At 40.7% G+C, this 25807-nt stretch carries 27 protein-coding genes and 1 pseudogene; 15 read left to right on the plus strand and 13 right to left on the minus strand.

Going from position 1 to position 25807, the window contains the following annotated elements:
• Window positions 1-3: 3 nt before the first annotated feature.
• The 4 genes from HWQ58_RS05785 to HWQ58_RS05800 all read left to right on the plus strand — a co-directional run bounded on the left by HWQ58_RS05785 (window position 4) and on the right by HWQ58_RS05800 (window position 3374).
• The gene (locus HWQ58_RS05785) at window positions 4-438 is read left to right on the plus strand and encodes an element excision factor XisH family protein (protein WP_292858964.1); all 435 of its coding nucleotides are present in this window, start codon (window positions 4-6) and stop codon (window positions 436-438) included.
• Window positions 408-767 (plus strand): XisI protein, encoded by a 360-nt coding sequence (locus tag HWQ58_RS05790; protein ID WP_292858967.1) that lies wholly within the window; start codon window positions 408-410, stop codon window positions 765-767. The genes HWQ58_RS05785 and HWQ58_RS05790 overlap by 31 nt, the downstream gene beginning before the upstream one ends.
• A 147-nt stretch (window positions 768-914) precedes the next feature.
• Entirely contained in the window at window positions 915-1487 is a 573-nt protein-coding gene (locus HWQ58_RS05795; RefSeq protein WP_292858970.1) for a GNAT family N-acetyltransferase, read from the plus strand.
• A 330-nt stretch (window positions 1488-1817) separates the two neighbouring features.
• A complete protein-coding gene (locus HWQ58_RS05800; RefSeq protein WP_292858973.1) occupies window positions 1818-3374 on the plus strand; it encodes a phospholipid carrier-dependent glycosyltransferase in 1557 nt (518 codons plus the stop codon).
• A gap of 89 nt (window positions 3375-3463) precedes the next feature.
• Here the strand turns inward: HWQ58_RS05800 and HWQ58_RS05805 are convergent, their stop codons facing one another.
• Window positions 3464-3736: a hypothetical protein gene (locus HWQ58_RS05805; protein ID WP_292858975.1), complete on the minus strand. Its 273-nt coding sequence runs from the start codon at window positions 3734-3736 to the stop codon at window positions 3464-3466.
• Between the two features lie 637 nt (window positions 3737-4373).
• Here HWQ58_RS05805 and HWQ58_RS05810 point away from each other — a divergent pair.
• The 4 genes from HWQ58_RS05810 (at window position 4374) to HWQ58_RS05825 (ending at window position 10705) form a co-directional block, all read left to right on the plus strand.
• Window positions 4374-5084, plus strand: coding sequence for a helix-turn-helix domain-containing protein (locus tag HWQ58_RS05810; RefSeq protein ID WP_292858977.1), 711 nt, complete (start codon window positions 4374-4376; stop codon window positions 5082-5084).
• Window positions 4978-7698: a peptidase domain-containing ABC transporter gene (locus HWQ58_RS05815; protein ID WP_292858979.1), complete on the plus strand. Its 2721-nt coding sequence runs from the start codon at window positions 4978-4980 to the stop codon at window positions 7696-7698. The genes HWQ58_RS05810 and HWQ58_RS05815 overlap by 107 nt, the downstream gene beginning before the upstream one ends.
• Before the next feature lie 625 nt (window positions 7699-8323).
• The gene (locus HWQ58_RS05820; RefSeq protein ID WP_292858981.1) at window positions 8324-9847 is read left to right on the plus strand and encodes an HlyD family efflux transporter periplasmic adaptor subunit; all 1524 of its coding nucleotides are present in this window, start codon (window positions 8324-8326) and stop codon (window positions 9845-9847) included.
• Window positions 9848-9967: 120 nt separating this feature from the next.
• Complete coding sequence (locus HWQ58_RS05825; protein ID WP_292858983.1) at window positions 9968-10705, plus strand: peptidylprolyl isomerase; 738 nt, start codon at window positions 9968-9970, stop codon at window positions 10703-10705.
• Window positions 10706-10832: 127 nt separating this feature from the next.
• Here HWQ58_RS05825 and HWQ58_RS05830 read toward each other — a convergent pair whose 3' ends face one another.
• The 3 genes from HWQ58_RS05830 to HWQ58_RS05840 form a co-directional block, all read right to left on the minus strand.
• Window positions 10833-10997, minus strand: a complete 165-nt coding sequence (locus tag HWQ58_RS05830; protein WP_292858986.1) for a hypothetical protein — start codon at window positions 10995-10997, stop codon at window positions 10833-10835.
• A 180-nt stretch (window positions 10998-11177) separates the two neighbouring features.
• The gene (locus HWQ58_RS05835; protein ID WP_292858988.1) at window positions 11178-11459 is read right to left on the minus strand and encodes a hypothetical protein; all 282 of its coding nucleotides are present in this window, start codon (window positions 11457-11459) and stop codon (window positions 11178-11180) included.
• A gap of 786 nt (window positions 11460-12245) precedes the next feature.
• The gene (locus HWQ58_RS05840; RefSeq protein ID WP_292859035.1) at window positions 12246-12368 is read right to left on the minus strand and encodes a hypothetical protein; all 123 of its coding nucleotides are present in this window, start codon (window positions 12366-12368) and stop codon (window positions 12246-12248) included.
• An 84-nt stretch (window positions 12369-12452) separates the two neighbouring features.
• On the opposite strand from HWQ58_RS05840, the gene HWQ58_RS05845 reads away from it, so the two are divergent.
• Together HWQ58_RS05845 and HWQ58_RS05850 are read left to right on the plus strand one after the other, a co-directional pair.
• Window positions 12453-12989, plus strand: coding sequence for a hypothetical protein (locus HWQ58_RS05845; protein ID WP_292858991.1), 537 nt, complete (start codon window positions 12453-12455; stop codon window positions 12987-12989).
• Window positions 12967-13326, plus strand: a complete 360-nt coding sequence (locus tag HWQ58_RS05850; protein ID WP_292858994.1) for a DUF5615 family PIN-like protein — start codon at window positions 12967-12969, stop codon at window positions 13324-13326. The genes HWQ58_RS05845 and HWQ58_RS05850 overlap by 23 nt, the downstream gene beginning before the upstream one ends.
• Here the strand turns inward: HWQ58_RS05850 and HWQ58_RS05855 are convergent.
• From HWQ58_RS05855 to trmB, 6 genes are all read right to left on the minus strand, one after another.
• Window positions 13323-14423 carry a T3SS effector HopA1 family protein gene (locus tag HWQ58_RS05855; protein ID WP_292858997.1) on the minus strand — a complete coding sequence of 367 codons (1101 nt, stop codon included), beginning with the start codon at window positions 14421-14423 and terminating at the stop codon, window positions 13323-13325. The two genes, HWQ58_RS05850 and HWQ58_RS05855, sit on opposite strands and share 4 nt — an antisense overlap.
• 26 nt (window positions 14424-14449) lie before the next feature.
• Window positions 14450-15607, minus strand: a complete 1158-nt coding sequence (locus HWQ58_RS05860) for an aminoglycoside phosphotransferase family protein (protein WP_292859000.1) — start codon at window positions 15605-15607, stop codon at window positions 14450-14452.
• 175 nt (window positions 15608-15782) lie between these two features.
• Entirely contained in the window at window positions 15783-16007 is a 225-nt protein-coding gene (locus tag HWQ58_RS05865; RefSeq protein WP_292859003.1) for a hypothetical protein, read from the minus strand.
• A 48-nt stretch (window positions 16008-16055) separates the two neighbouring features.
• The gene (locus tag HWQ58_RS05870; RefSeq protein WP_292859005.1) at window positions 16056-16493 is read right to left on the minus strand and encodes a nitrogen fixation protein; all 438 of its coding nucleotides are present in this window, start codon (window positions 16491-16493) and stop codon (window positions 16056-16058) included.
• A gap of 149 nt (window positions 16494-16642) precedes the next feature.
• Window positions 16643-16933 (minus strand): hypothetical protein, encoded by a 291-nt coding sequence (locus tag HWQ58_RS05875; protein WP_292859008.1) that lies wholly within the window; start codon window positions 16931-16933, stop codon window positions 16643-16645.
• Window positions 16934-17363: 430 nt separating this feature from the next.
• A complete protein-coding gene (gene trmB / locus HWQ58_RS05880; RefSeq protein ID WP_292859011.1) occupies window positions 17364-18011 on the minus strand; it encodes a tRNA (guanosine(46)-N7)-methyltransferase TrmB in 648 nt (215 codons plus the stop codon).
• Window positions 18012-18408: 397 nt separating this feature from the next.
• On the opposite strand from trmB, the gene HWQ58_RS05885 reads away from it, so the two are divergent.
• The 3 genes from HWQ58_RS05885 (at window position 18409) to HWQ58_RS05895 (ending at window position 20617) form a co-directional block, all read left to right on the plus strand.
• Window positions 18409-19137, plus strand: a complete 729-nt coding sequence (locus tag HWQ58_RS05885; protein ID WP_292859014.1) for a MotA/TolQ/ExbB proton channel family protein — start codon at window positions 18409-18411, stop codon at window positions 19135-19137.
• Between the two features lie 42 nt (window positions 19138-19179).
• Window positions 19180-19872, plus strand: coding sequence for a biopolymer transporter ExbD (locus HWQ58_RS05890; protein ID WP_292859017.1), 693 nt, complete (start codon window positions 19180-19182; stop codon window positions 19870-19872).
• Between the two features lie 382 nt (window positions 19873-20254).
• Window positions 20255-20617, plus strand: a complete 363-nt coding sequence (locus HWQ58_RS05895) for a phage holin family protein (protein WP_289798955.1) — start codon at window positions 20255-20257, stop codon at window positions 20615-20617.
• Window positions 20618-20692: 75 nt separating this feature from the next.
• On the opposite strand, the gene psb29 is transcribed toward HWQ58_RS05895, so the two are convergent.
• Complete coding sequence (gene psb29 / locus HWQ58_RS05900) at window positions 20693-21400, minus strand: photosystem II biogenesis protein Psp29 (protein ID WP_292859020.1); 708 nt, start codon at window positions 21398-21400, stop codon at window positions 20693-20695.
• Window positions 21401-21608: 208 nt separating this feature from the next.
• On the opposite strand from psb29, the gene HWQ58_RS05905 reads away from it, so the two are divergent.
• Window positions 21609-22205, plus strand: coding sequence for a chromophore lyase CpcT/CpeT (locus tag HWQ58_RS05905; RefSeq protein ID WP_292859023.1), 597 nt, complete (start codon window positions 21609-21611; stop codon window positions 22203-22205).
• Between the two features lie 89 nt (window positions 22206-22294).
• Here HWQ58_RS05905 and HWQ58_RS05910 read toward each other — a convergent pair whose 3' ends face one another.
• Together HWQ58_RS05910 and hemF are read right to left on the minus strand one after the other, a co-directional pair.
• Window positions 22295-22663: an STAS domain-containing protein gene (locus tag HWQ58_RS05910; protein ID WP_094351701.1), complete on the minus strand. Its 369-nt coding sequence runs from the start codon at window positions 22661-22663 to the stop codon at window positions 22295-22297.
• Between the two features lie 251 nt (window positions 22664-22914).
• Window positions 22915-23955, minus strand: a complete 1041-nt coding sequence (hemF, locus tag HWQ58_RS05915) for an oxygen-dependent coproporphyrinogen oxidase (protein WP_292859026.1) — start codon at window positions 23953-23955, stop codon at window positions 22915-22917.
• An 807-nt stretch (window positions 23956-24762) separates the two neighbouring features.
• Between hemF and HWQ58_RS05920 the strand changes: the two are divergent.
• Window positions 24763-25596 (plus strand): annotated as a pseudogene (locus tag HWQ58_RS05920) (ATP-binding protein); the annotation flags it as partial.
• Between the last annotated feature and the right edge of the window lie 211 nt (window positions 25597-25807).

Here is a 25807-nt window from a genome sequence, read left to right on the forward strand (position 1 = left end):
TTTATGCCAGTTAAAGACCGTTACCACGAGAACGTCAAAAATGCCCTGATTAAAGATGGCTGGACGATTACCGACGATCCATTTGATCTGAAGTGGGGAAAAAGGGATATGTATGTTGACCTGGGTGCAGAGAATTTGATTGCTGCTGAAAAGGAAGGACAGTGGATAGCCGTTGAGATAAAAACGTTTCGTAGTGTATCGGACATGACTGATCTTGAACACGCGCTGGGACAATATCTTGCATACCGCTCTGTGATGACCAGAACCAATCCCGAACGCGTCCTCTATCTCGCTGTTCGTGACGAAGTATACGCCGATATCTTTGATGAACCAATTGCTAAACTTTTGATAGAAGATTACAAAGTCCATATCCTTGTATTTCAGCTAGAGCAAGAGGTTATTTTCAGATGGATACCTTGGAGCAGTACAGGCAATTAATTCGGAATATTCTGATTGAGCATACAACAATCCCTTTCAGCATTGGCAATATTCAATTTGAAACAGTTTTCGACAGCGAACAAGACCGTTACTTGTTGATGATTTTGGGAAGAGAACCAGCCTATGATTTATCTCCTACTGTGACTCGTCGCGTTCACGGCTGTCTGATTCACATTGATATTATTGATGGCAAAATTTGGATTCAACGTGATGGCACTGAAGAGGGGGTAGCAACAGAATTGGTGAAGGCAGGTATCACAAAGGATCGGATTGTGTTAGGGTTCCGATCTGAAGAACTGCGGAAAGATTCAGAATTTGCGATTGCATAACCAACGGTAGTTAAACTTCTGCATAACTGCCCATAGCATAGCGAACGCCATATTTTGTTTGTGTAATTGTCTACATAACTTTTGACTGCTCAACCATAAGTATCTTAGTATTTTGCAGAATGGCGATTTATTTTAGCCAAAAGCAAGATGACAAATCTTTTGCAAACCGAACGCTTGATCATTCGCAGCTGGATACCCGAAGGCGATGCCGAACAAGCCTTTGTAATGTACAGTGATCCTGAAGTTACACACTTTCTCCGTAAAACTTCTCGCCCCGCAAGCATTGAGTTACAGCGTCAGCGCTTGATCGAAGGTATCGAGCGAATGCACCAACGCAACAATGGTACTGGTTCTTGGGCAATTGTTGAAAAGGAAACTACAACAATTGTAGGAACTATCCTTCTGTTACAATTGCCCGACAAAGATGGTTTACCCACTCCAGATTATGAAGTAGGCTGGCACTTGAGGCGAGCTTCTTGGGGTAAAGGGTATGCAACAGAAGCAGGACGAGTTATGCTCAACTACGGGTTTAGTGTCCTCAACTTGCCAGTGATTTATGCTGTAGTGAAGCCAGAAAATCATGCTTCAATCCGTGTAACTCAAAGACTGGGTATGAAACCAATAGGGACTACAAACAAGTATTACGGTATTGAGTTACTCCTGTTTCAACTAGATGCACTTAAAGAGGGGAGGGAGAACAGGGGAGCAGTTCTTGAGTAGAGGGTAGGGGGGCAAAGGAGTGGAGTTCAAAGACTCATTCACGAGTATCAAAGACTCGTCGGCGAGTATCAAAGACTCATTCACGAGTATCAAAGACTCGTCGGCGAGTATTAAAGACTCATTCACGAGTATCAAAGACTCGTCGGCGAGTATTAAAGACTCATTCACGAGTATCAAAGACTCGTCGGCGAGTATTAAAGACTCATTCACGAGTATCAAAGACTCGTCGGCGAGTATCAAAGACTCATCCCCTATTCCCCATGCCCAATCCCCAATCCCCAATGCCCCATGCCCAATGACTAATGACAAATGACTAATGACAAATGACTAATGACTAAAAAGTGGTTCCGAATTGGGATGGTGAGTGTATTTATTCTGTCACTTGCCTTACGGTTTTGGGGATTGGAGCGATTCAACACTCTGGTATTTGATGAAGTTTACTTTGCTAAATTCGGTAATAATTATCTCACGCGTACACCATTTTTTAATGCTCATCCGCCGCTGAGTCAATATATGATTGGCATCAGCATTTGGATTGGCAGTCACATTCCTTTTTGGCACGATACGGTAAATGGATTGACAGGTTCTTTGCGATCGCCTTGGACTTATCGTTGGTTAAATGCCCTCACCGGCTCATTTATTCCTGTAGTTGTGGCTGCGATCGCTTATCAGTTAAGTTATCGTCGTACCTTTGCAATACTTGCAGGATTATTCACAACTTGTGATGGTATTTTTTTAGTTGAGTCTCGGTATGCTCTAAGTAATATTTATATCGTTATTTTTGGTTTGTTAGGGCACTGGTTTTTATTATTGGCATTAGATAACCAAAATCGGCGACGTTCTTTTTGGTTAGTTTTTGCTGGCATTGGTTTTGGTGCCTCAGTCGGTACTAAGTGGAATGGTTTATGGTTCCTATCAGGTGCTTATCTCATTTGGGTAGCAGCTTGGGTAATTCATTTAACATATTCTTTTCCTAACCTCAAACTCTTTTTTACATCCTCTTCATTGAAGGAGGCAGGAGGCAGGAGGCAGGAGGCAGTAATCAGGAGTCAGGAGTCAGGGGTTAGTACTTATTCTCCCTCATCTTTCTCATCTTTCTTATCCCCCTCATCTCAGACACCACTACAAAACTTGACTCAGCTCAACATTTTTCAGATGCTGTTTTATCTAGGAATTATCCCAGCTTTTATCTATAGCATCATCTGGATTCCTCACCTTCAACTAGATAAAACTTATGGATTTATTGCAGTACATCAGCAGATTTTAAAGTTTCACTTACATTTAGGTGGCAACAGTCCTAATGTGCATCCTTACTGTGCTGCCTGGTACAAATGGCCTTTGATGACTCGACCAATGGCATATTATTATCAAACGGCTGAAAGTATCACCGATCCGTTACCTGTGATGGACCCGCCTTTGCCTGCCAGCGCTGGAAAAGTTATTTATGATGTCCACGCAATGGGCAATCCATTTTTGTGGTGGTTTGGTGTTGCTGCTATGTTGTTTTTAGTAGGAATGCTGGTTTCACAAATCCTAATTCCTTGGGTGAAGGAAAAGCGTTTTTCTTTTAAAGCAACTCCTAATGTTGATACTTGGATTGCTTTATATATAGTTATCAATTATGCTGCTAACTTATTACCTTGGGTGAAGGTTAATAGGTGCGTTTTTATTTATCACTATATGTGTGCATTGGTGTTTGTATTTTTAGCGATCGCTTGGTTTGTGGATCGATGTCTTTGCAGTTATTATCAACAACTCCGGGCGCTAGGTGTCACCATTACTTTTATTATTCTGGCTGCTTTTATTTTCTGGATGCCCATTTATTTGGGTTTACCCCTCTCTCCTGACAGTTATAAATTGCGGATGTGGTTCAACTCTTGGATTTGATTAATCAACTACTATTGATACATTCTACTGTCAGAAGTAGCATTAACAGTTACCAGTTATCAGTTACCAGTTACCAGTTATCAGTTAAATCAATTGGGTTTAAGTCCCCCACAAAAGGAAGAGTGGAAAGCGTTGGTGGCGGGTTTAAATCCCCCACCATACGCTTGGTCACTGGTCACTGTTTTAATACTGTTAAGTTGTCCGGTAGCACCGATGACGGTTTCAACAAAATCTTTAAAAGTGTCAGTTCCAATCGCACCTTTTTGGATAACCACTGGTCGGATTATTACCAAGCCCCGTTGGGGCGGGTGTGGGGGTTGCATGGTGGTAGGGCGGGGATATCTAGCCCCAACCACCCGCATGAGTCTTTAGCCCAGCTATAAGTTGGGCAACCGTGAAGTCCTTTGGTTTCAATCCAAAGGACTTCACCTTACACCCCTAATGAAAGGTTGTCCTAAACTGCTGTAGTCAATAAGCAATAGTACCTAAAATATCGCTATAATCGGGCTAAAATGGGGGTTGAAAACACAATTTTTGAGCAGGCGATGCCTACGGTATTTGCTAGCCTACGCGTAATTTTGATACGTATCTTTTATTCTTACTCCATTGGTTCAGCACAAGAGTTAACTTCATACCTCTGCTTGTTCTAAATTTTCAGCATAATTTTTAATTGCCAAACGTAAGATTATTTTAACCTCTCACCGATGGAGTCCTATATATCCTTTTGAATTACAAAAGTATTTTACTTGTAAAGAAAATGTACAGTAATTGTCGTATTTAGCCTAGCATTTCATAAAAGTTTTACGGTTAATTTACCGAATTCACATATATGATTTGTAGCTTGATATATACCTGACATACAATACATATAATACATAAAAAATTGTCCACTACTAGGGTAATCACTAGCCCCTAAATAAATTTGTTTGTGAGTGCTTGAGAAAATATATCCCAAGCACAAGGCTTTTATGCGTTTACAAAACTAACAATTTTACGTTTATGTCTGACTACCAAGGCAAACCGGAAACTAACTACTTAAGTGAATGTACTGGTAAGTATTTAACAGCGTTTCAGCGGAAACTGCTACTAGAAAATTTGCATAAAAGTTTACTTGAATCCTACCGCCAACGAATTGAAATCATGTTGTTGGCAGATGAGGGAAAAACTCAAAGGTCGATTTGTCAAACCTTGGGATGTTGTGCAGCAACAGCAAGACATTGGATGCACATAGCTCGGACTGGGATGGCGCATCAATGGCAAGATTGCCCCATTGGTCGCCCGAAGGCTGTGAATGACGAATATTTAGAACGTTTGAAAGAACTGATTAATAGTAGTCCCCGCGATCATGGCTATGCTTTTCGACGCTGGACAGCAAACTGGCTTGGGAAACATCTAGCGAAAGAATTGGGGATTGAGGTGAGCGATCGCCATATCAAGCGACTGCTCAAACAGATGGGATTATCCACACTACCAAAACCCAGCAATGCTGAACAGGCTCAGGGTTCCAAAATTTTGATTGGTGATCTCAAATCGGCAGCTGTTCCCGATGATTCCGAATTTTTACCTATTAACTTTCCAAAATTAGGAAAAGATGTAGATATTCATGGCGCAAGATATATCCGCTCAATTAGTAACTCTGCAACAGTTCAACAATACTCTGGGTTATTCTCTTTCGACAGAGGAATTTCAACATTGTCTTCAACAAATTAAATTTATCAATCCGAAAGTTGGCAAGTTCTGGCAAGGAACTGATGCCAAAGTAGGTATTTATATTGCGATCGCTGGTAAGGTCAGGTTGCTAGATAGCGCCGATGAGTTAATTGCCACTTTAGAGGCAGGTGAGTCATTTGGAGAATTTACCTTGTTTAATCAGGGTGACTTTAAACCTTACGCTGCCAGGGCTTCAGTAAACTTGCAACTGTGCTTTGTTCCGGGTGAGGTGTTGTGGCCATTGATGGCTAAATATCCCCAAATTCGGGAGCATTTGTGGGCTAAGGCGCTATCTCGTAACCCTCAACAGGTGGACTCAGATAATCCCCCATCTGACTCAAAACGCCTGCATGAAACAAATGTTTTGTCAACCCCAGCAGTAGAGTCACGCCAGAAAAAGATTAGCAAAGCCTATTTTCCCAACTCCACACAGCGAGTCGGGCATTTATTACAGCGTGTGATTCGGCGCTATCCGTTTTTTGCCCAACAGAGTGGATCGGATTGCGGTGCAGCTTGTTTAGTGATGGTGTCTCGTTATTGGGGGAAAAACTTTAGTGTAAATCGGCTGCGGGATATCGCCAATGTTGACCGTAATGGCTCGTCGCTGCGGGGGTTATCGGCGGCGGCGGAAAGTATTGGGTTTGCTACGCGACCGGTGAAAGCGAGTCTTGACCAATTGGCGAAGCAAAAATTGCCTGCGATCGCTCACTGGGAGGGGAAGCACTACATCGTTGTCTATGAAATCACTTCTAAACAGGTGATTGTGGCAGATCCTGGTATTGGTCAACGCACCCTCAGCCACGCGGAATTTAAAGCCTACTGGACTGGCTATACACTGCTACTGCAACCCACAGCCTGGTTGAAGGATGCCAAAGAGGCTACAACTCCCTTTTGGCAATTCTTTGAGTTGATCAAGCCTCACTCTTTAGTGATGCTGGAAGTGTTTATTGCTTCCTTATTTATCCAGATTTTTGGACTGGTTACTCCCTTATTCACGCAGTTAATTTTAGACCGAGTGGTGGTGCAGCGTTCTGAACTAACCTTAACGGCAGTGGGGTTAGGGTTACTGATTTTTAGTTTATTCCGTGTGGCGATGACGGGGTTGCGGCAATATCTGTTAGACCACACGGCGAATAAGCTCGATTTAGCACTGATTGTGGGATTTATTCGCCATACCCTGCGGCTACCTTTGAGTTACTTTGAGTCCCGTTATGTGGGGGATATTATCTCTCGTGTACAAGAAAACCGCAAAATTCAACGCTTCCTCTCCGGTGAGGCGTTGTCCATCCTGCTGGATTTAGTCACTGTCTTTATCTATTTAGGATTGATGTTTTGGTACAGCTGGAAAATGGCGTTACTGGTGTTGGTGATTATACCGCCTTTTTTCCTGCTAGCATTGATTGCCACACCTTTTTTACAAAAGATTTCTAGAGAAATATTTAATGCTGTTGCTAATGAAAGTAGCTATCTGATTGAAGCCCTTTCTGGTGTGCGAACAGTTAAATCTACAGCAGTGGAACAGACGGTGCGTTGGCATTGGGAAGAGTTATTAAGTAAGGAGATAAAAACTAACTTTTCCGGGCAAATTATCAGCAATCGCCTGCAAATATTTAGCAACACAATTGAAGCAGTGGTAACTACCATCTTGCTGTGGTTTGGGGCGTACCAAGTGATTCACAACCAGTTAACCATTGGGCAATTGGTGGCATTTAATATGTTGCTGGGAAATATTATTAGACCCTTCCAACGATTAACAGTTTTGTGGAATCAATTGCAAGAAGTGGTGATTGCGGTGGAACGGATTAATGATGTGTTAGATGCGGAACCAGAAGAGGATTTGCAGCACCAGGCGCGGCAATCTTTACCACTTATTCAAGGTAACATTCGCTTTGACAATGTGACATTTCGCTATCACCCTGAAAGCGATATCAATGTTTTGGAAAATCTTAGTTTTGAAGTACACAGCGGGCAAATGGTTGCCCTAGTGGGACGGAGTGGTTCAGGGAAAACCACGATTTCTAAGCTGGTTTTGGGGTTATATCCCCCCACAGATGGCAAAGTGTTGATTGATGAGCAGGATATTAGCAGTCTTTCGTTGCGTTCTCTACGCGAACAGGTTGGGGTAGTTGACCAAGATACCTTTTTGTTTGGCGGAACGATTCGGGAAAATATTAGCTTGGCACATCCTGGGGCAACTTTGGCAGAGATTATTGAGGCGGCGCGATTGGCGGGTGCTGATGAGTTTATTAAAAAGTTACCTATGGGTTATGAAACTCAGATTGGTGAAGGAGGGGGGATGTTGTCTGGAGGACAGCGACAAAGAATTGCGATCGCAAAAGCGTTGTTAGGCAATCCCAAACTGTTGATTTTGGATGAGGCGACTTCCCATCTGGATGCAGAGTCAGAAAGAATTATTCAGACGAATTTAAACACAATTCTCAAAGGCAGAACCACCTTAGTAATCGCCCATCGCCTTTCAACTGTGCGGAATGCAGATTTGATTTTGGTACTTGATCGCGGCGTGTTGATTGAAAGTGGGACTCACAAAGAGTTGATGGCAAAGCGGGGACATTATTTTTATCTCAATCATCAGCAGATGGATATTGCGGGGTGAAAGAAGAGGACAAGCAGGAAGCTTTTCTTGTCTCCCCACTCCCAATACGGTTCGGATAAGACTTGATCCCTCCGCCTGCGGCGACCCCTTTAAAAAACAGGTAAATAGGAGACTAAGCCCCCCTTTTTTAAGGCTACGGTGTACACACAAGTCTAAAGTTGTTCAAAAATCTGGGTTTTACCCCACCCTAACCACTGCTTGAATTCAATGAACGATACCTCCAATTCAATAAACGACCACCCGAAATCAATAAATGACCACCCGAATTCAATAAACGACCACCCGAATTCAATAAATGACCACCCGAATTCAATAAACGACCACCCGAATTCAATAAACGACCACCCGAATTTAATAAACGACCATCCGAAATCAATATATTTATTGCATAAATTCTCAAAACCTCACCTGAAACCTCATTTACTAAGGTTTTAGCTTTAGTTTTACCCCACCCTAACCATCACTGCGATTAAGTAGGTAATCTTTGGGATTTAAGAAGAAATTCAACTTGTGCGTACACGGTAGCTTTTTTAAGGGGGTTGGGGGGGATCTCCAAGAGCCAAACATATTAACCGAACTGTATTGTCCCCACTCCCAAAATCCAAAATTGATCTCAAGAAAAATCATGCCAAACACATTTAACGGAAGAGTTCAAACCCAAATCTATGAGGTAGAACAGCGCGAGGAAATTTTAAGGGAGCAAACACCAGCTAGATCAACTGATGATTGGGCTGACGCAACTAAGGATTTACTTGACAGCTTGCCCCAGGTTTGGACAAGGGGATTGCTGTATTTTTTGGTGGTGTTTGTGTCGATCATTTTACCTTGGGCGATGCTATCTAAGGTGGATGAAACGGGTACGGCAACAGGGCGACTTGAGCCAAAGGGAAAGACGGTTAGGCTGGATGCTGCTGTGGCAGGTACTGTTGCTGAAATTCGGGTAAAGGAAGGTGATTCAGTTAAAGTGGGGCAGACTTTATTGGTGTTGGAATCGGAATTAGTTAAGGCGGACTTGCGGCAGGCACAGGAGAAGTTGGAGGGACAATTAAATCGACTTTCTCAGTTAAATTCATCTAAAAGTCAGTTAGTTGTCTCTTTGACAACTCAACAGCAACAAAATCAATCTCAACAGTTAGAAAAGCAGGCTCAAATTGACCAAGCGCGACAAAATATGAATGCTCTTAGAAATTCCTATGATTTACAAAAAGACGAAAAATTAGCTCAAGTCAATCAGGCACGACAAACTCTTGAGCATAATAAAACTGCTAACAAGTTAGTAGACAGTAGTTTAGCAAGTACCGAGCGGGAAGTTGAACGCTACCGCAGTCTTTGGCAGTCAGGAGTTGTTCCAGAAATTAATGTTGTGGAGAAGCAAGATATAGCTAAAGACAAGCAACAGTTATACGAACAAAATCAGTCAGATATTCAGCAGGCTAAACTACGTTTAGTAGAACAACAGAGTAGTTATGAGCGGACTATTCGGCAAGCAAATGCAGATATTGAGCAGGCACAATTGCGACTGAAAGAACAGGAAAGAAGTTATCAGACCTTAACTCGTTCCAGCAAGTTAGCTTTGCTAAAAATCAACGAACAACAGAAGAGTTTGGATACAGAAATTACTACGCTTCAGGCAGAAATTGCTCAAAGTAAGAGTCAAATTGTCTCGTTAAAGTTTCAGTTAGGACAACGAGAGTTAAGAGCCACCGTCAATGGTAGAGTGTTTCAGTTACCGATACAACGGGCTGGGTCTGTAGTGCAGCCTGGAGCAATGATTGCGGAGATTGCGCCCCAAGGTTCGCCTTTAATAATTCGGGCGCAAATGGCGACAACTGAGAGTGGTTCTTTGCGAAGAGGATTGCCAGTCAAGTTAAAGTTTGATGCTTATCCGTTTCAGGATTATGGCGTGCTGGAAGGAGAATTGTTAGATATTTCTCCTACTACCATAGAGGTGGAAACACCTAATGGAAAGGTAGCAGCTTATGACTTGGAAATTGCCCTGAAACAAAATTGTATTCCCTCGGCTAATAAATGTATTGCCTTGCATCCTGGGGATACGGCAACGGCTGAGGTAATTGTGCGCCAGCGTCGGATTATTGATTTTCTGCTTGACCCATTTAAAAAGTTGCAGCAGGGGGGGGTGAAATTGTAGAGCGATCGCGGTAATTATGCATTTCTAAACCTAACCACCTTACAAGTAAGGTAAGGGGGCGGAAAGCTCACTTCTCAGCGAAAAACATTTAATGTCGTCTATCTACTTAGGAGAAATATCATGTCACAAACTATCATTATTACCAACGAAGATATTCTTTCTCAAGTCAAGCTATCTTGCAAAATTCCTGAGTTCATTGAAGGAATTGTTACCCGCAAGGTTATTGCAAATGCCGCTGCTGAGGCGGGTATAAAAGTAGAGACTGAGGAACTTCAGAAAGCAGCAGACCAAATCCGGTTAATGAACAAACTCAATAGTGCTGATGATACCTGGGTGTGGTTGGAAAAACATAGTCTTTCTATAGATGATTATGAAGAAATTGTCTACAGCACCGTCATTTCTGGGAAGTTAGCTGCTCATCTGTTTGCAGATAAAGTTGAACCTTATTTCTTTGAAAATCAACTAGATTATACTGGTGTGGTCATGTATGAGGTTGTTCTGGATGATGAAGACTTAGCGATAGAACTCTTTTATGCGATTAAAGAAGGTGAGATGAGTTTTTATGATGTTGCTCACAAATACATCCAGGATACGGAATTACGTCGCAAAGGAGGATATCGGGGGATAGTACGTCGCAAAGATATAAAGCCGGAAATTTCTGCTGCTGTGTTTGCTGCCAAGCCCCCACAGATTCTTAAACCGATTGTGACTTCTAAAGGGATACATCTAGTTTTAGTTGATGAGATTGTTCAAGAGCAATTAGATGAGAAACTGCGCTCCAAGATAATCTTAGATTTGCTTTCTACATGGTTGAAGCAACAAGTTGATCAACTTAAACTTGATGTTGCTCTTCCCTGAAGCAAGCTAGTTGCCCATATTAAAGCATAACTCTCACTTTCTTGACATCCAATTAGAAATAGAGCAAAGCAGGAACAGCCATAATACTAGTCAACTTACACCAAGACTCGGATCTTTGATGCATCACTTAGCGATGGCGATCTTCAGTTGCACTCAGTTTAGTTGGTAAGGAAACGTTAAATACAGCCTGACGACATAGCTGATAATCTCGACTGGAAAGCGATGATGGGTGTAAATTATAGGTAATCGACAGGGTAAAGCAGGAATATCCAGGTTTTACTACTTGCTGCATCCGCATTAACTTAACAATGACGTGTAGCCCCAGAATTTATTCTGGGGCTTGTTTGCCAAAAGGGGATGCTTACATTGAACTTTGAACAAAATCAAAACTATCCAAAGTCCAAAACTTAAAACAATACGCTGAATTTGAATGTGTACTTCCTACTAAAGAGGTATTAATAATCCTTTTTTCTTAAAAAGGAGCAAGAGCTCCTACGCCTGCACCAATTGTAGCTCCCTCTGCGACAGTAACATCCTCTAAGAAGTATCCAACTATACCTCCCACAACTGCTCCTATAAGAGCTCCAAAAACCCCCCCACCAGCGATAAAAGCTTTTTGTTCAGAAGAGAGTTCAATAATTAAGCTTTCCTCATCTAGGGATGGGGTTAGATTTGAGATTGTAATCTTAGCCATTTGAAAACTCCAAGTAAAGTTGTTTTGTTTGGAATCAAACTTTAAATTGCCTTCTTCCATTACTATGATCTGTTATTTAATGTAGTAATTCAATGTTTTATTAATTGAAAAAGTGCCAAAATTAGTGCAATTATCTATTGTTTTAAAGCGAAAATATAACCTATTTTAACAGTAGTATAAAGCTTATTTATATATATTTGGTATCAATCACCGACTTGATCATGAAATATATAAAATATTTATGTCCTTTTCATTTCTTCATTGCTTACTTCATTTCTACAAATTAGAAAAACCAATAAAAAATCAGCCCAAGAATCCTCTTAGACTGAACAATAAAAATTTAGAGCTATTTCATTCTGACGGTAGAAGCAAACTCCATGCTATCCGCTACAGTCTGTCGAACTCAGGTGAGACGTGCTGCAAACTGGGCGATCGCTTTCCACAGCCGCTCTTAAATCTGCTCCCGCAAGCAGGATTGGTAGCATCAATTAATGTGCTACAAGTCTTTAATAGGCGGGGGTCGCGGTTAGGAATAAGATTATCCAGATAAGTCCCAGACCGCCGTGAGTCCCATTCATATCCTCGTCTGTTAGCTCATTTATAAAGCTTTTAGAGTCACAGATTAGTTCAGCGCCAGCAGGACGCAGGTCAGAGATTGTGATTTTAGCCATTTTGAAATGTACTCCTAATTAAAATTTTTTTGGTTGGGATTAGACTTTGAATTGCTTCCTCCAATTACCATAATCTGTTCTTTACTCTATTATTTCAATGTTTTATTAATTAGAAAAAGTGCCAAAATTAATGCAATTATATATTGGTTAAAAGTTAAAAATATTGCCACAGATGCTATTCGTCAGGCAAACCAGCTGACTCCGGGTCTTCAGAAAGCAAGTTATATATGGTAAGCAAGGTTTCTTTCGGAGGGCGGGGCGGTAAGAAATACTCAATCGGGAGTCTTGCTCTGGACATGAGGAGCCTCGTTGGTAAAGAGTTTTTATGAGTCTGATATACTCATATTGTACTTACCAAGCTAATTCCTAGTTATGAGGTAACATGACCACGCCGATATCATCTAATCCAGAAACGGTAGAAACCAAGCGGCAGAACTTCAACATTACTCCAGAACAAGAAGCAAAGCTCAACTGGCTACGTGATGCGATCGCAGCACCTAATACCAAAGAAACAATCCTGCGTTCCATCGACCTAATGGTTACTCTCAAGCGCCACATGCGTCCCGGCACTCAACTATTTCTCCACACAAGAGAAGGGCAAGTTCGTTTACTTATCCCAGAACTTGAATCTCCACAAATAGGCGACTGGCTGTATCTGGTGGAACGCCCTCACCCCTGGCGGCGGCAACTTTACATTAAAGGGCGAAAACTACTTGCCTCGACTGTATGGCAGGATATGATTGCTAACCAGATGTCAATAGAAGAGGCAGCAGACAATTGGAACCTTCCTCTTGCTGCGATCGAGGAGGCTATTCACTATTGCGAAAGTCACCAAGAACTTTTGAAACTGGAAGCAGAAGAGGAGCGTTATCGCCTCGAACAACAAGGAGTCTCCCTTGAGCCTAAAACTACTCATTGATGAAGACTCCCAGGCAAAACGTTTAGTTAATTTCTTACGGAGTGCTGGTCATGATGTTATAACAGTCAACGAAGCGGGTTTGATGAGCAAGCCTGACTCAGTTGTACTTGACTATGCAAGACATGAAGAGCGTGTGTTACTAACCCGTAACTGTGATGACTTCCAGACTCTCCACAAAGTAAACCCAAATCATCCCGGTATTTTAGCAGTATACCAGCACTCTGACCCATCAAAGAGCATGAGCTACCTGAGTGTCGTTAAGTCCATCGCCAACATCGAAGCATCGGACTATAGCCTAGCCAATCAGTTTATTCCCCTTAACCAATGGAACTACTAATAAATATCTTCAGAGTTGGCATTAAGATATGAACGATGCAATTCGATTCCCAAAGAAGAAAATTGTTCACGGATAGCCTGTATTCGCCCTTCAGTTGAGTTATCTTCTTGATACCAAGCTGTTAACAACCCATTTGCTACAATCTGACAGCGATTCATGCCAAAACTTTCTTGAACAGCAAATTTTTGGTCTGGTTCTTCTGCCAACCCCAACCCTAGTGCTAGTTGTTTGGTAAATAAAGGAATTTCTGACTTAAAATGCAATTGGTGTTTTTGATAAACAGTTTTTAAGACTTGCCTAACAACTTCATAGTCTCTCTTATCAAAGTAAAGCACCCCTGAATCGTAGCGTTGGTATTCTTTGGGGTTATACAAAAGTTTGAAACTGAAAGGAATTGCTAACTCATTCAGTCCTTGTGTTAAACTACCCATCACTGCCACAGCACCTTCAGGAGTTACATTGATATAAATTCGTACAGTTACAGGCTGAATTTTCACATCTTCAATACGACTGAAGCCTGCATTGCCAACAGCCATGTAAAAGCCATTTTGTACTCGATTCTTAGGCATCTGGATAGCCACAGAATCACCTACCACAGCTGCCACTTCAGTAGGTTGAAGATGCTTATTCCGTTCAATATGCAGCCTCAAACCGCCTTTAGTCACTGCTAAACTGCCATCACTTTCTTCTCTCAAAACAGACCAACCAGGGTCAAAGTAGCCTTCTCCAAAATTACTTTCATGCAATCGCTTATAAAACCCCACATCTACCCCTAAAAGAGTATTATTCTCCAAATCTAAGGGCAAACCATTTCCCTCCCCATCTAATGCCAACGTACTTTGCATAGAACCGTTGTAATAGATACCGTAAAGAAAACTCCGCAATTGTAGACTCAGATATTTCTGTTGCATCTGAGTTGGCATCTTCTGAAAACGTTCAACTGCCTCAGATGGTAATTCCAAAGGTTTGTAATCTGGATGGTGGATGGAGAAATCAGATTTTATCTCAATTTTTTGAACAATATCTTGCAGAACTTCCAGTAATTGCCCAGTTAAACTAGTCTCTAGCTGAGTTTGAGGATAATTTAATAATTGCATAACTACTTTAGTAATAACAAAATGATTTAAACAGCAGAACTACTCAGGTGAGTTAATTCAACAGCAGCACCAAAAATTGTTGGCATCGATTGTACAGGACGGCTTAATAACGTCTTAGCAACCTGAAGCATAGCAATCCCCATATTGCCAAAAGACTTTTGATATTGAATCATTGCCTGAATCTGTTGAATCAAAGCAAAACCAGTAAATTGCACCACCCGCTGCAAGAAATCAGGGCGGTGTTCTAAAATTTCTGGAAAAGTGTTTAAATAAGCTTTGGTTAATGTACTAATTGAAAGCTGAAGTAGTTCTAAAGGTGTTATTGCCAAGCGTAGAGATTCGTCAATACTCAAAGAATTACTGATAACCAAGCTAGCAAGCCAGATTTGTACATAGCTGCCAAGAAGTGTTCCCAAATCAAAAGCTGGATCTCCCCAAGTCGAGCGTTCCCAATCAATTAGCCGGACAATATTGTTACTGGAATTCTGCCAATCTTTGTACAGAAGAATATTATTTAGTTTCAAATCATTGTGAGTGAGACAAGAGGGTGTTACAGCATTACCCAATTCAGCGATCGCCTGCCCCAAGCTATCATAACGTTGATATAGAGCAAAAAACTTTAACCCCTCGCCAGGAACTAGACCAAAAATTTCCGGCTCAACCCGTTCCAATCTCCGAACTAAATGTAATACTTGATCAGCCATTAAATTATCTGAATTTTTAGAAAAGAATTCCTGATATTCTTGGCGGTTGTAAGTATCACGATGGATAGTCCCTAAAATATTACCAATTGCCGTAGCGATTTCTGTAGGAAAGCTATTTTCCTTGGTGTAGAAATCCATTAAATCCCGATAATCATCTAGATATCTAAAGACAATAATCGAATTATCGGCATCAAAATGCAGTACCTCTGGTAAAAATGAGCGGTAGTTGTCAAGGTTTGGAAATCTTTGTAAAAACTCTTGAATTCGCCACTCACTTAAAAATTCACCAGCCGCTTTCCCTTCCTGATTGTGTCGTTCTTGTTTAACAAGAAGCTTTCTATCATTTGCTAAAGTAACTAATAAATTAAAGTTTTTAGCTGCAACTGCTTCTACCTTAATCGGTGGTTTTTGTGACTGATTAGATAACGTTTGCTCAACTAAATAATTAACAACATTATGAGAGTTTAAGAGAAATGTCATAACTTTTTAATGTATCAAACAATTTTGAGGTAGAGAAAACTGTGGTAGTTGAGTTACTACCACAGGCTGTTTTGCAAGGATTATTAAAACTAGTACCGCACATTGGAAATAAACCATCCATTCCAAATTAATCAAATGTCTGCGGTATAGAAATTACAAATTACGCCTAGCAGTACTAACCCAGTAGATAGCCGCCTAATAAAATTATCGCATCTCTCACATCTGTTGCTACTCCACTACCTGTAATGTTTTTCTGTTCTTCTTCAGACAATTCTGATAGCGGTTCTTGTGCATCTAAACCTTGTTTTCGTCTTGCTGATGCATTCACAACAGCTTCTTCAATCAAGTTCGTAATTTCAATTTGACTTGTGAGATATTTCTGATGAATGTTCATTGACATGATATTCTCCTTAAATTACATTACTTTAATAAACTTTGTAGCTTTGGCTTAGCTAACAGTCGGTGTCGCCACTTTAAGTAATAATTCAGAGGGATTGTAATTATCTGTAATAACTTGTGGACAACGCATACAAGCTGCCTTGCCTTCTTGCTCCCACCATCGGCAATCTCGGCGTATGGAACAAGGTGGTAGTTCCTCTACTACCTTTGGCAAATTTTCTACAACTCGCATTGCCAGACGACAATCTTTACCATCAAAATGTTGACAACCCTTAGTTGCACAGGGTGCAGCCGTCCGAAAAATTTCAGTGGGTGTTACTGGACTAGCTTTTGCTATCAGTTCATCTGTGACAGCTTGTGGTTGCTTGAGATAAGCAACGCGGGGTTCTGTGACTGTGCCACCAACGACGCCGAAAACAACACTGTCCTGCCATTCTGGTCTTGCACTAGGGCAAAGTGTAGTCTTTTCAGTAGCGATGTCTTCCATAAATTGAACCTATAGTGAATTGTATTTTTAAGCTGATGGAGATTTACAGCTAGTTTTAGGTCGGACTGCTCTCCATCAACCTAAATAGGCAAATTAAATGTCCAAGAGTTTAATACTGACTGGTAACTTCAAAGACTTGTGCTTTCAGATCAAGAGATCAAGTTCTGGTCTTGTGCAATTAGTCCACAAATAATCGGTTTTATCACAGGAATATCACTAATCGGTTTTATCACACCAATACCACCTGCAATGATTGGATCGAATTTTGTAACCGTTACAAAACCACCTGCAACGTTTGCCATTTCTTCATTAGACAGAGTTAGCAAAGCATCTTCTAAATCCTGATTTGGGTTGCGTCTTGCTAGTGCATTGTTAACAGCATTATCAATCAGATTGCTAATGTCCAATTGAAAATCTGAATTTTTTTTATTCCTTTCCATTGTGCTTTTCCTCTGAAGATATAACTAGATATAGGCTTAATAATTAAGTACTGTAATTACCTAGCCTGTATATATTTAAGCATGGCAATAATATATTTAACTATGTTTTGAAAATTTGTAAGTAGACATAAATAAACCTTTTATGTCACTAAACAATAAATTGAAAGTTTTCATTAACTATTTATTAATAAAGTTTATATCTCTATGAATCACTTCAGCAGCAGACTTTTTTACCAATTATCAGAGAATATTTAATTAAAATTTTGACCTTTAATAAAACATTTATGTCCCAAAAAATTTTCCAATCTTGGGCAATGTTTAATAAAAATATAATAAGTAAGACTTAAGTAAAATTAATAAATATTTATAAGGCTGCTCAATAAAACTTCAAATTTAAAATTGGGGAATAGAGTTGATATTATAAACATCTCTATTCTGTACTTCTCACTCTTTCAAACAAAGCCCGATAAACAGGCTCACCCTTTTTTTGCGTGCCTATTTCCCTTTCTGTGGCGACTGGTAACGGGTTTTCGGCTAGCCATTCTTCTGTACCAACTTTCTGAAAAGCTGAATTAGCTGCAAAGCGATCGCGCATTTCTACAGCAACAAATTCCATATCTGATTGCAGAAATACCAATCCTCCAACCGCAAGATAATTAGCTAAGTCTGCCACTAGTTCTGGTTGGACTACACGACGTTTAGCGTGGCGGGTTTTAAACCAAGGATCGGGAAATTGAATAGTAACGCGTTGTAAACTTCCTGGAGGGAGGGAAGATAAAAGTGATTGCAGTGAGTTATTCACATTGCAAAATAAATAGTGCAGGTTTGTTAAACCTAATTCAGAACGTAATTTATTCGCCTCCACCACCAGCGGTTCCCGAATTTCCAAGCCGAGAAAATTCCAGTTAGGTTCTATCTTGGACATATTCAACAAAAACAGTCCCTTTGCACAGCCAATATCTAAATGTAGTGGTTGATTTGGCCTTGTATAAATTTTTTCCCAGTTTTGGGGACTTGCTGGTGTTTGATACTTTTTACCAAGTGGATTAACATGCTGGCGGACTCGGACTGCTGCCAAAATTTTTTCTCCTTTACGTGAAAATATCCTGTGGTGATTCAGGTTATATCAATTCAAAAAATGTTTGCGACCAGACATCCCATCTTCACTGATGCGCACCCTCCCTGAAGCTTTGGCGACGGTTGGGTGGGGTCTTATCTATGTATTGCCTTCTTTTTTCAAATTGGTATTACAAGGAAGTCTAGCAAAAGTATGCCGAAAATTACCGATTTATCATTCAATTGCCTATCCAGCAGCAAGTTTGCACAACAGTATCAGTCAAATACGTCATGCTTACACTATTTTTTTTAGGTTATCGAGAAATTTATATTTTGGAAGTCCCTCATTTTGCATTAATCTCTAGAATTAAAATGGCTTAACACATTTGCTTTAGTCGTGGAGGGAGGAAACTTAAACAGTGGATATTTTAGATTTATTTTACAAGGGTGGGCCAGCGATGTGGCCATTGCTAGTTCTATCGATTCTGGCTTTGAGTGTGATTTTTGAGCGTTTGTGGTTCTGGTTGCGAATTTTGACTCAGGAAAAGCAAATAGTCGATCGCATCTTGGATGCTGCCCAGGATAATTGGGAAGTAGCTGCGGACATGGCAAGACAAGCAAGTCATCAGCCTATCGGGCGTTTTCTCTATGCCCCTCTACGTTTTGCGAAAAGTGATGCGGAAACTTTTCGACTAGCACTGGAGGCTACAGCAGAAGACGAATTAGCTGGGATGCGGCGGGGTGAAAAACTTTTAGAAGCTGTGATTGCCCTAGCGCCGTTGCTAGGATTGTTGGGTACAGTTTTGGGTTTAATTCACTCTCTGCGCTCAATTCGGATTGGCGATTTGGGAACTGAATCTACCGCTGGCGTGACTACTGGTATTGGTGAATCCTTAATTAGTACGGCAAGTGGGCTAATAGTTGCCATCATTAGTTTGGTATTTTACCGCCTATTTCAAAGTTTTGTAGTCAACCAAGTCAAAGTTTTTCGCAAGGCAGGGAATGAGATGGAATTGCTCTATCGCCAGTCTCCTCCTGACTTTAGCAATAGGACATCAGCAATTGTGCCAGAAAATTTCACTTCACCCCGCAAGCCAGGAAAGACTAAAGTTTCTGAACCTCCTGAACCCCCAAATACACCTAATTAATAATTAATAATTCAACCCCTAAACCAGGCTTGAGAGTGAGACATGAAAGTTAATCTACATACTCCAATTGAAGAAGTCCAAATTCAAATCATCCCTTTAATTGATGTCGTTTTTTGTATTCTGACATTTTTTTTATTAGCGGCTTTACAATTTACACGGCAACAGGCAATAAATGTTGATTTGCCTAAAGCCAGCCCTAGTTCAATCTCTGGAATAACATCACAGAGTGGAAGTCTGATTGTAACTATCGATGCTGTGGGCAATACTTACATAGAAAAACAGCCTGTAAAACGAGAGGATTTGAGACAGAGTTTAAAACAGTATCTCCAAGCAAACCCTAATGCCGTTGTCGTGCTGAATGCTTCGCGCACAGCAACTTACAATGATGTGATTGAGACATTGGATTTGCTACGACAAGTAGGGGGCGATAGCGTTTCTTTGGGAATTATTCCTGGCCCATCTCAACCATCCATAAACTCGCCTAACCAGCCTACTGTCCCCTCTTTCCCAATCAATCCTGGTGCAGCACCAATTCCAGGCATCAATCCCGAAGGAAATATTACCCCAAAATTCCCCTTAGCACCTAATTCTGTACCCTTTCCTAGCATCACTCAGCCTGCAACTGGGCAAGGCATCAATCCTATTAATCCTGGTATTTCTCCCGTGGTTCCTAACTCACCAGCGCCTCAAGCGCCTGTAGCACCCAAACAAACCCAACCTCCTCTTAAAAGATGAGATAGGGGAATGGGGAATTGGGGATGGTGGGGTCCCCTCTGGGGATAAGGGGTAAGGGGCATTGGGCATGGGTTATTCTCCTTGTCTCCCTTGTCCCCCACTCATGACTCCCCATTCCCCCTTCAAGCCTTTTCCCAAACCTAAAGATATCTATAACAAATCTCAGCTAAATAAAAAAAAACTGCTAATTTACAAATAATTGGTTGAGCTTTAAAGATTTTTACACCTATAGACTGAGCAATTCATCACCAATTACCATCCACATTTCATACCAAATTGGGAAAGGATGTCCAAATAGGTTAACAGATTGAAAAGCGCTTATATCAAGCGTTTTTCAATCTGTTCTAATTACAAATTACTAATTAATATCAGGGGTTGTGGCATGAATATCGTGACGCTTTTAATTGTTTGGGTCGTAACAGCTATCAGCTTGTTGATAATTAGTAAGTTGCCTTTGGGAGTTGAAATTGATACTCCTGGTAAAGCGTTTCTTTCTGCCGCAGTGCTTGGTATCGTGACGGCAATAGTTAGACCGATTTTAAGCCTCATTTTTGCAGTACCAAATCTACTAACATTGGACTTATTATCTGGCATTTTCACATTTATGATTGCCGTGGTTTGTTTTAGTATTGCTGCTTGGTTAGTAGAGGGCTTTCGCTTGCGTTACGGGATTTGGAGTGCTGTTATTGGGGCATTTACGCTGACTATAATTAACAGCTTAATCTACAAAATATTGGGTGTCTAAAGCTAAAAGTTAGGAGTTAGGAGTTATTAACAATTCTTCACTCATAACTCCTAATTCATCACTGCCAAATTGTAACTATTCGTTGGAACTTGGGGGAGCAACTGGGGTAGTTGATTGTTGTTTACGTTGCTCGCGTTTTTTGCGATCGGCTGAGAGGATATCTGCCATCACCACTAGCGCTTGCGCCATTTTGTCTAGGTTAGAACGATATAATTCCAAATCCTTGTTGAGTTTGTCATCAGAGAGGTGCAAGCCAGCAGCGATCGCTTTTAGCGCCTCAGTGAGTTGCTTTTCGTCTTTGACTAATTCGGGATCTGACTGTTCTAATAACGAAAATACACCAATTGCGAACAAACGGTTGTATTTAAAGTTAGGATTGTTAGCGATCGCTTGTAGGTTTGCTTGTAAGTCAGCATCTCTATCTAAGTAAGTAGTTTGGCCCAGCCACGCAATTAAATCTTTAACTGGCAAACCTTTAGCTACAGCTTGCAATCTCTGGGCATCCTGTCGATATTGTTGCGGTTCTTGTTCTATAGCCTGACATAAGGCGTTAAAAATTGATTCTTGATCCCGTTCTGGTTGATAGCCTTCCATGAAGCGGTCAAAAGTAGTGACGACACCCAAGGCATAAATTGGATTGTAGCTAAAATCGATATTTACTGACAGCAGATGCATTTCCACCATCAATTCTTCTACTACCCGACGATAAATAGTGTTGATCGGACGGGTATGAAGATTATAGAAAGTTCGCTTTGTATCAGAGACTGTACGGACGTTATTCACAAAGAAAAAAGAAATGTTAAGGGCGACGTATCTTTATTTTCTCGCTTAAAGGCTACTTTGCCAAGTTGAGCTTTTAGCGGGTGACGGTTTCATTTACAATATATACACATCAAAAGTATTTTATAAGCTGGCAGCTACAGCAAATAAGACCTTTTCTCCTAAAAAATAGCTAAAAATTATTATCTTTGATGATTTATTTATTGTACTTATGAACTTATCGCCACAGTTAATTGCTTTAGGTGAGTACCTAGCTGGTGAATTTGATAATCAAGAACAAGCCATAGGAGAACCAGTTTGGTATGTCCACCTGTGCATGTGGCAAAGACCAGTTAATTTATTCACAGAAGATAGCATCACCTTATTTGCCGAACAGGCTAATGTTATTACCCTAGATCAACCTTACCGCCAACGAATTATCCGGTTGCGTCAAAGCAGCGACTCTGACGCAACTGTGGAAGTACAATATTATATGCCTCAAGATCCAGGTGCATTAAAAGGCGCAGGTAATAACCCTGCTCTACTAAACACACTCACACCCGAAAAATTAGATTTACTACCAGGTTGTATCCTAGCAGTGATTCAAGAGAAACTAGCCCCAGATCGCTATAAGTTTGCTACTACACCGCTACCAGAGACTCGTTGCAGCTTTACTTATCTTGGCAATAGCGTCCATGTTTCTTTAGGTTTTGCAGCTACAGCGACAGAATTTCACAGCTACGACAAAGGAATTGATCCCGCAACTGGAAAAGCAACCTGGGGAGCGATTATGGGACCTTATCGCTACACCAAGCGAAATCAGTATTAAATAAGATAAAGTTATGAGTTATGAGTTATGAATTTTGAATTAACTCCTGTACAGACGCGATTAATCGCGTTTGTACTTCTAACTCTTTTTTAGCTAGCAATGCTACGCGGTACACCTTCTAAAGCTTCCTCTTCTGTTTCAAAGATTTCAAAAACAGTATCCATCATCGTCACTTCAAACACGAGTTTGGCTTCTGGATGTACATTACAGATGCGGAAACTGCCCTTGACTTTATCAGCATCACGCATTCCAGCTACCAAAGACGTGAGGCCAGAACTATCAATAAAATTAACCTGAGCCAGATTTACAACTACATGGCGACTGAGTTTGGAAATACACTCCTGTAACTTCAGACGAAATTGCCAAGCAGTGGTGATATCCAGACGGCCTGATGGTGTCAAGACGATAACAGTGTTTCCGTCTTGGGTTGTATAAGTTTTTTGGTCTATATGAATCACTAAAGCCCTCCCCGTGGCATTCCTTTGTAAGATTAACTGGTGACAGAATTTTCTAATGCTGTCACTTGAGATTAACAAGCTATAGCTAAATTTGTCACCTGTTTCGGCTAGGTGCTTAACTTTAATAGTTTAACTCACCAAAATAGTGGGGAGTAGGGAGTGGGGAGATAAGGGAAATCAGGGAGTAAGGGAAGATCGCTTTCTTATAACTCTTGACTCCTACCTCAGCACTCCTAACTCAGCACTCAGCACTACTTTGGTGTCCAGTTGATCCAATCTTGAGGTTTAAGGAAGGTTTCATACAACTCGGCTTCGGGGGAATTGGGTTCTGGTTGATAGCCGTATTCCCAGCGTACTAAAGGTGGTAGGGACATGAGAATTGATTCGGTGCGTCCGTTGGTTTGCAGACCAAAAATAGTACCTCTGTCATAAACCAAGTTAAATTCTACATATCGTCCTCGGCGGTAGAGTTGAAAATTCCGTTGGCGATCGCCATACTCTATCCCATGTCGCCGTTCTACAATCGGTACGTAAGCTGGTAAAAATGCTCTGCCACAGCCTTCTACAAAGCCAAACAAATCTTCCCAATTGCGGGTTGCTGGTGTTCCCACCTGGTTGCTATAAATAGCCGCTTCCCCATTGGGATTTGGGCCGCGGTATAAAGCACCCTGGCCATCTTGGTAATCAAAAAATAGACCACCGACACCCCGTGTCTCATCACGATGCTTCAGGTAGAAATATTCATCACACCACTTCTTAAACACTGGGTAATACTCTGGGTGGTGTTGGTCGCAAGCCTGCTTTAATGTTTTGTGTAAATGTGCCGCATCTTCTGCAAAGGGGTAATAAGGTGTCAAGTCAATACCACCACCAAACCACCACACTGGCCCCGCTTCAAAGTAGCGATAATTGAGATGAACCGTGGGCACATAAGGATTGCGAGGATGTAATACCATTGAAGTGCCTGTGGCATAAAAGCCATGCCCTGCGGCTTCAGGGCGTTGGGTTAAAATTGAGGGTGGCAAATGGGAACCCTGAACTTCAGAAAAGTTTACACCTGCTTGTTCAAATATTGCACCATCTCGCAGCACGCGCGATCGCCCTCCACCTCCTTCTGGGCGTTCCCAACTATCTTCATGAAACTTAGCCACACCATCTAGTTTTGCCAATGATTCAGTAATTTCCTCTTGCAGTTGTTTCATAAACTGACTGACCCTAGTCTGAGCATCAGCTGCTGGCAAAGACTTGGATGATTCTGCTTCTACAGTTGGTATTTGCGAGTTAGTCAACATAGATTCCCGAACCTAAATTACAATTTCCTGAAAGCCACAAATTTTTCATTTTAAAATTTGGGGAAAACACGCACCAACAATCAAGCTCTATTTGCCCAACCCGCTTTTTTCTTAGTGGTTAAGCATTTATACGATTGATGGGCATCACTAGAGTTATTTTCCCTCAATGCAAAAATAATTGACAAATCAATACTTTCAGCCTTCAGTTTCTAAAAAATGCTCATCTAATGCTCATTTACCCTGTTTTCAGCATTTGAGTATGAACAGTTTGTATATTTTCATACTGAGCATTTTTGCTCAACAAATGCTCAAGAGTGAGAGCGTAAATTCACCTCTATCTTATATCCTCAAGTTACTCCAAGTAATACTCTAAGTCTTGTTACTGTTCTTCTTGCATAAAGTTATCTAACAACTTATTCAACAACCTAAAACGCAGTTTAGTACAAAATTACTAATTAGCTAGTTGCACAAGCCATCTAGTCATTGAAAGTCAATTTTGATTTTGTTACATAATCAAATGTAGGTAATGCGATCGCAATCTATCAGCCCGATGCTTTATCAATGCAGCAAGATTATCATTTTGCCAAAAGATATTTTAAATTTCGATGTTGTAGTTTAACTGCCTAACTCGTTAGACTTTGAGGATGAACTTTCAATCTCCAAACAAGGTTAAATACTAGTATGAAAAACCCCTGGAATTGGGAAGAAGAGGATATTATTTTACTAATTCAGAATAGAGTGCAAGAAAGTCTTACGCTCGATTAAAAAGGATGCGAGTCATTAGATAAAAATAATCCTAAGCGAAAAAAAGATTTAAGCAAGGATGTTTCTGCATTCGCTAATTCAGCAGGAGGCATCATAGTATATGGGGTGCTTGAGAGTAATCATATTCCAATAGAAATCGATGCAGGTTACGACCCAGCAGAGGTTACAAGAGAGTGGTTGGAACAAGTTATAAATTCATCCATTCAACGTCGCATTGATGGTATTAGAATTAAACAAATTGAGCTTCATCAAAGTAATCCTGGAAAGGTTATTTATGTAGTGAGTATTCCACAAAGTAATCGCGCTCCACACATGGCAGAAGATCATATTTTTTACAAAAGGTATAATTATCAATCTATTCCTATGGAAGAATATGAAGTTCGTGATGTTGCGAATCGCGGTGATTCTCCTGACTTGTCACTACAATTGTTTCTTGAAAAAGACCCCATTGGACTTGAATTTGAAGAGAATAAAGAGTTTTCAAAACCAATAACGTTAAATGCGTATATATCAAATAAATCTATAACCACAGCCCAATACTACATAGTACGCCTACATATAGACAAACTACTTAAGATTTGTTCAAAAAGTTCGGATATTATAGAAGGTTTAGAGCAATATCTGAATATACGTAACGCAAGCTTCCTTACAACTTCATATTCCAGAAACTATAGTGTTCCCGGATCGATGCCTATTTGGCAAGGTGTCAGATTTACGATTTTTAATTCTCAAACTCCTTTTCTAATAGCTATTCAAAGGAATGATAATAATTATGCTTTAGGGTGGTCAATTGATTCTCCTGGAATGCAGCAAAAGGTAGGAGGAGCCATCCTAAATATCTTCAATGGTCAGGCGACGATTTTAAACATCCTTTAATGCTGTCATCAAGTAATATTTTAATAACTTTGGGTTATTTACCTTTCTTCTCATCTAATGCTTTCTGAATAGCTTCCCTGCAAAACTTTGGAGGATCATCTTGCTTCTGCACTTCCTCTTTCATTGATTTAGTCATGCGTATATTCATTTTTTCGGGTAAGGATTCAGGTCTAATATTTAGGAAGCAGAGATGGGCGAGACAGATAATTAT

Origin of the sequence: Nostoc sp. LPT, assembly GCF_017115165.1 — a bacterium.
Taxonomy (GTDB): Bacteria; Cyanobacteriota; Cyanobacteriia; order Cyanobacteriales; family Nostocaceae; genus Nostoc.

Bases quoted from the DNA above. Each gene is read 5' to 3' on its own strand.
- HWQ58_RS05785 (WP_292858964.1), top strand. From the start codon at position 4: ATGCCAGTTAAAGACCGTTACCACGAGAACGTCAAAAATGCCCTGATT.
- HWQ58_RS05790 (WP_292858967.1), top strand. From the start codon at position 408: ATGGATACCTTGGAGCAGTACAGGCAATTAATTCGGAATATTCTGATT.
- HWQ58_RS05795 (WP_292858970.1), top strand. From the start codon at position 915: ATGACAAATCTTTTGCAAACCGAACGCTTGATCATTCGCAGCTGGATA.
- HWQ58_RS05800 (WP_292858973.1), top strand. From the start codon at position 1,818: ATGACTAAAAAGTGGTTCCGAATTGGGATGGTGAGTGTATTTATTCTG.
- HWQ58_RS05805 (WP_292858975.1), bottom strand. From the start codon at position 3,736: ATGCGGGTGGTTGGGGCTAGATATCCCCGCCCTACCACCATGCAACCC.
- HWQ58_RS05810 (WP_292858977.1), top strand. From the start codon at position 4,374: ATGTCTGACTACCAAGGCAAACCGGAAACTAACTACTTAAGTGAATGT.
- HWQ58_RS05815 (WP_292858979.1), top strand. From the start codon at position 4,978: ATGGCGCAAGATATATCCGCTCAATTAGTAACTCTGCAACAGTTCAAC.
- HWQ58_RS05820 (WP_292858981.1), top strand. From the start codon at position 8,324: ATGCCAAACACATTTAACGGAAGAGTTCAAACCCAAATCTATGAGGTA.
- HWQ58_RS05825 (WP_292858983.1), top strand. From the start codon at position 9,968: ATGTCACAAACTATCATTATTACCAACGAAGATATTCTTTCTCAAGTC.
- HWQ58_RS05830 (WP_292858986.1), bottom strand. From the start codon at position 10,997: ATGCAGCAAGTAGTAAAACCTGGATATTCCTGCTTTACCCTGTCGATT.
- HWQ58_RS05835 (WP_292858988.1), bottom strand. From the start codon at position 11,459: ATGGAAGAAGGCAATTTAAAGTTTGATTCCAAACAAAACAACTTTACT.
- HWQ58_RS05840 (WP_292859035.1), bottom strand. From the start codon at position 12,368: ATGTCCAGAGCAAGACTCCCGATTGAGTATTTCTTACCGCCCCGCCCT.
- HWQ58_RS05845 (WP_292858991.1), top strand. From the start codon at position 12,453: ATGACCACGCCGATATCATCTAATCCAGAAACGGTAGAAACCAAGCGG.
- HWQ58_RS05855 (WP_292858997.1), bottom strand. From the start codon at position 14,423: ATGCAATTATTAAATTATCCTCAAACTCAGCTAGAGACTAGTTTAACT.
- HWQ58_RS05860 (WP_292859000.1), bottom strand. From the start codon at position 15,607: ATGACATTTCTCTTAAACTCTCATAATGTTGTTAATTATTTAGTTGAG.
- HWQ58_RS05865 (WP_292859003.1), bottom strand. From the start codon at position 16,007: ATGTCAATGAACATTCATCAGAAATATCTCACAAGTCAAATTGAAATT.
- HWQ58_RS05870 (WP_292859005.1), bottom strand. From the start codon at position 16,493: ATGGAAGACATCGCTACTGAAAAGACTACACTTTGCCCTAGTGCAAGA.
- HWQ58_RS05875 (WP_292859008.1), bottom strand. From the start codon at position 16,933: ATGGAAAGGAATAAAAAAAATTCAGATTTTCAATTGGACATTAGCAAT.
- HWQ58_RS05890 (WP_292859017.1), top strand. From the start codon at position 19,180: ATGAAAGTTAATCTACATACTCCAATTGAAGAAGTCCAAATTCAAATC.
- HWQ58_RS05895 (WP_289798955.1), top strand. From the start codon at position 20,255: ATGAATATCGTGACGCTTTTAATTGTTTGGGTCGTAACAGCTATCAGC.
- HWQ58_RS05905 (WP_292859023.1), top strand. From the start codon at position 21,609: ATGAACTTATCGCCACAGTTAATTGCTTTAGGTGAGTACCTAGCTGGT.
- hemF (WP_292859026.1), bottom strand. From the start codon at position 23,955: ATGTTGACTAACTCGCAAATACCAACTGTAGAAGCAGAATCATCCAAG.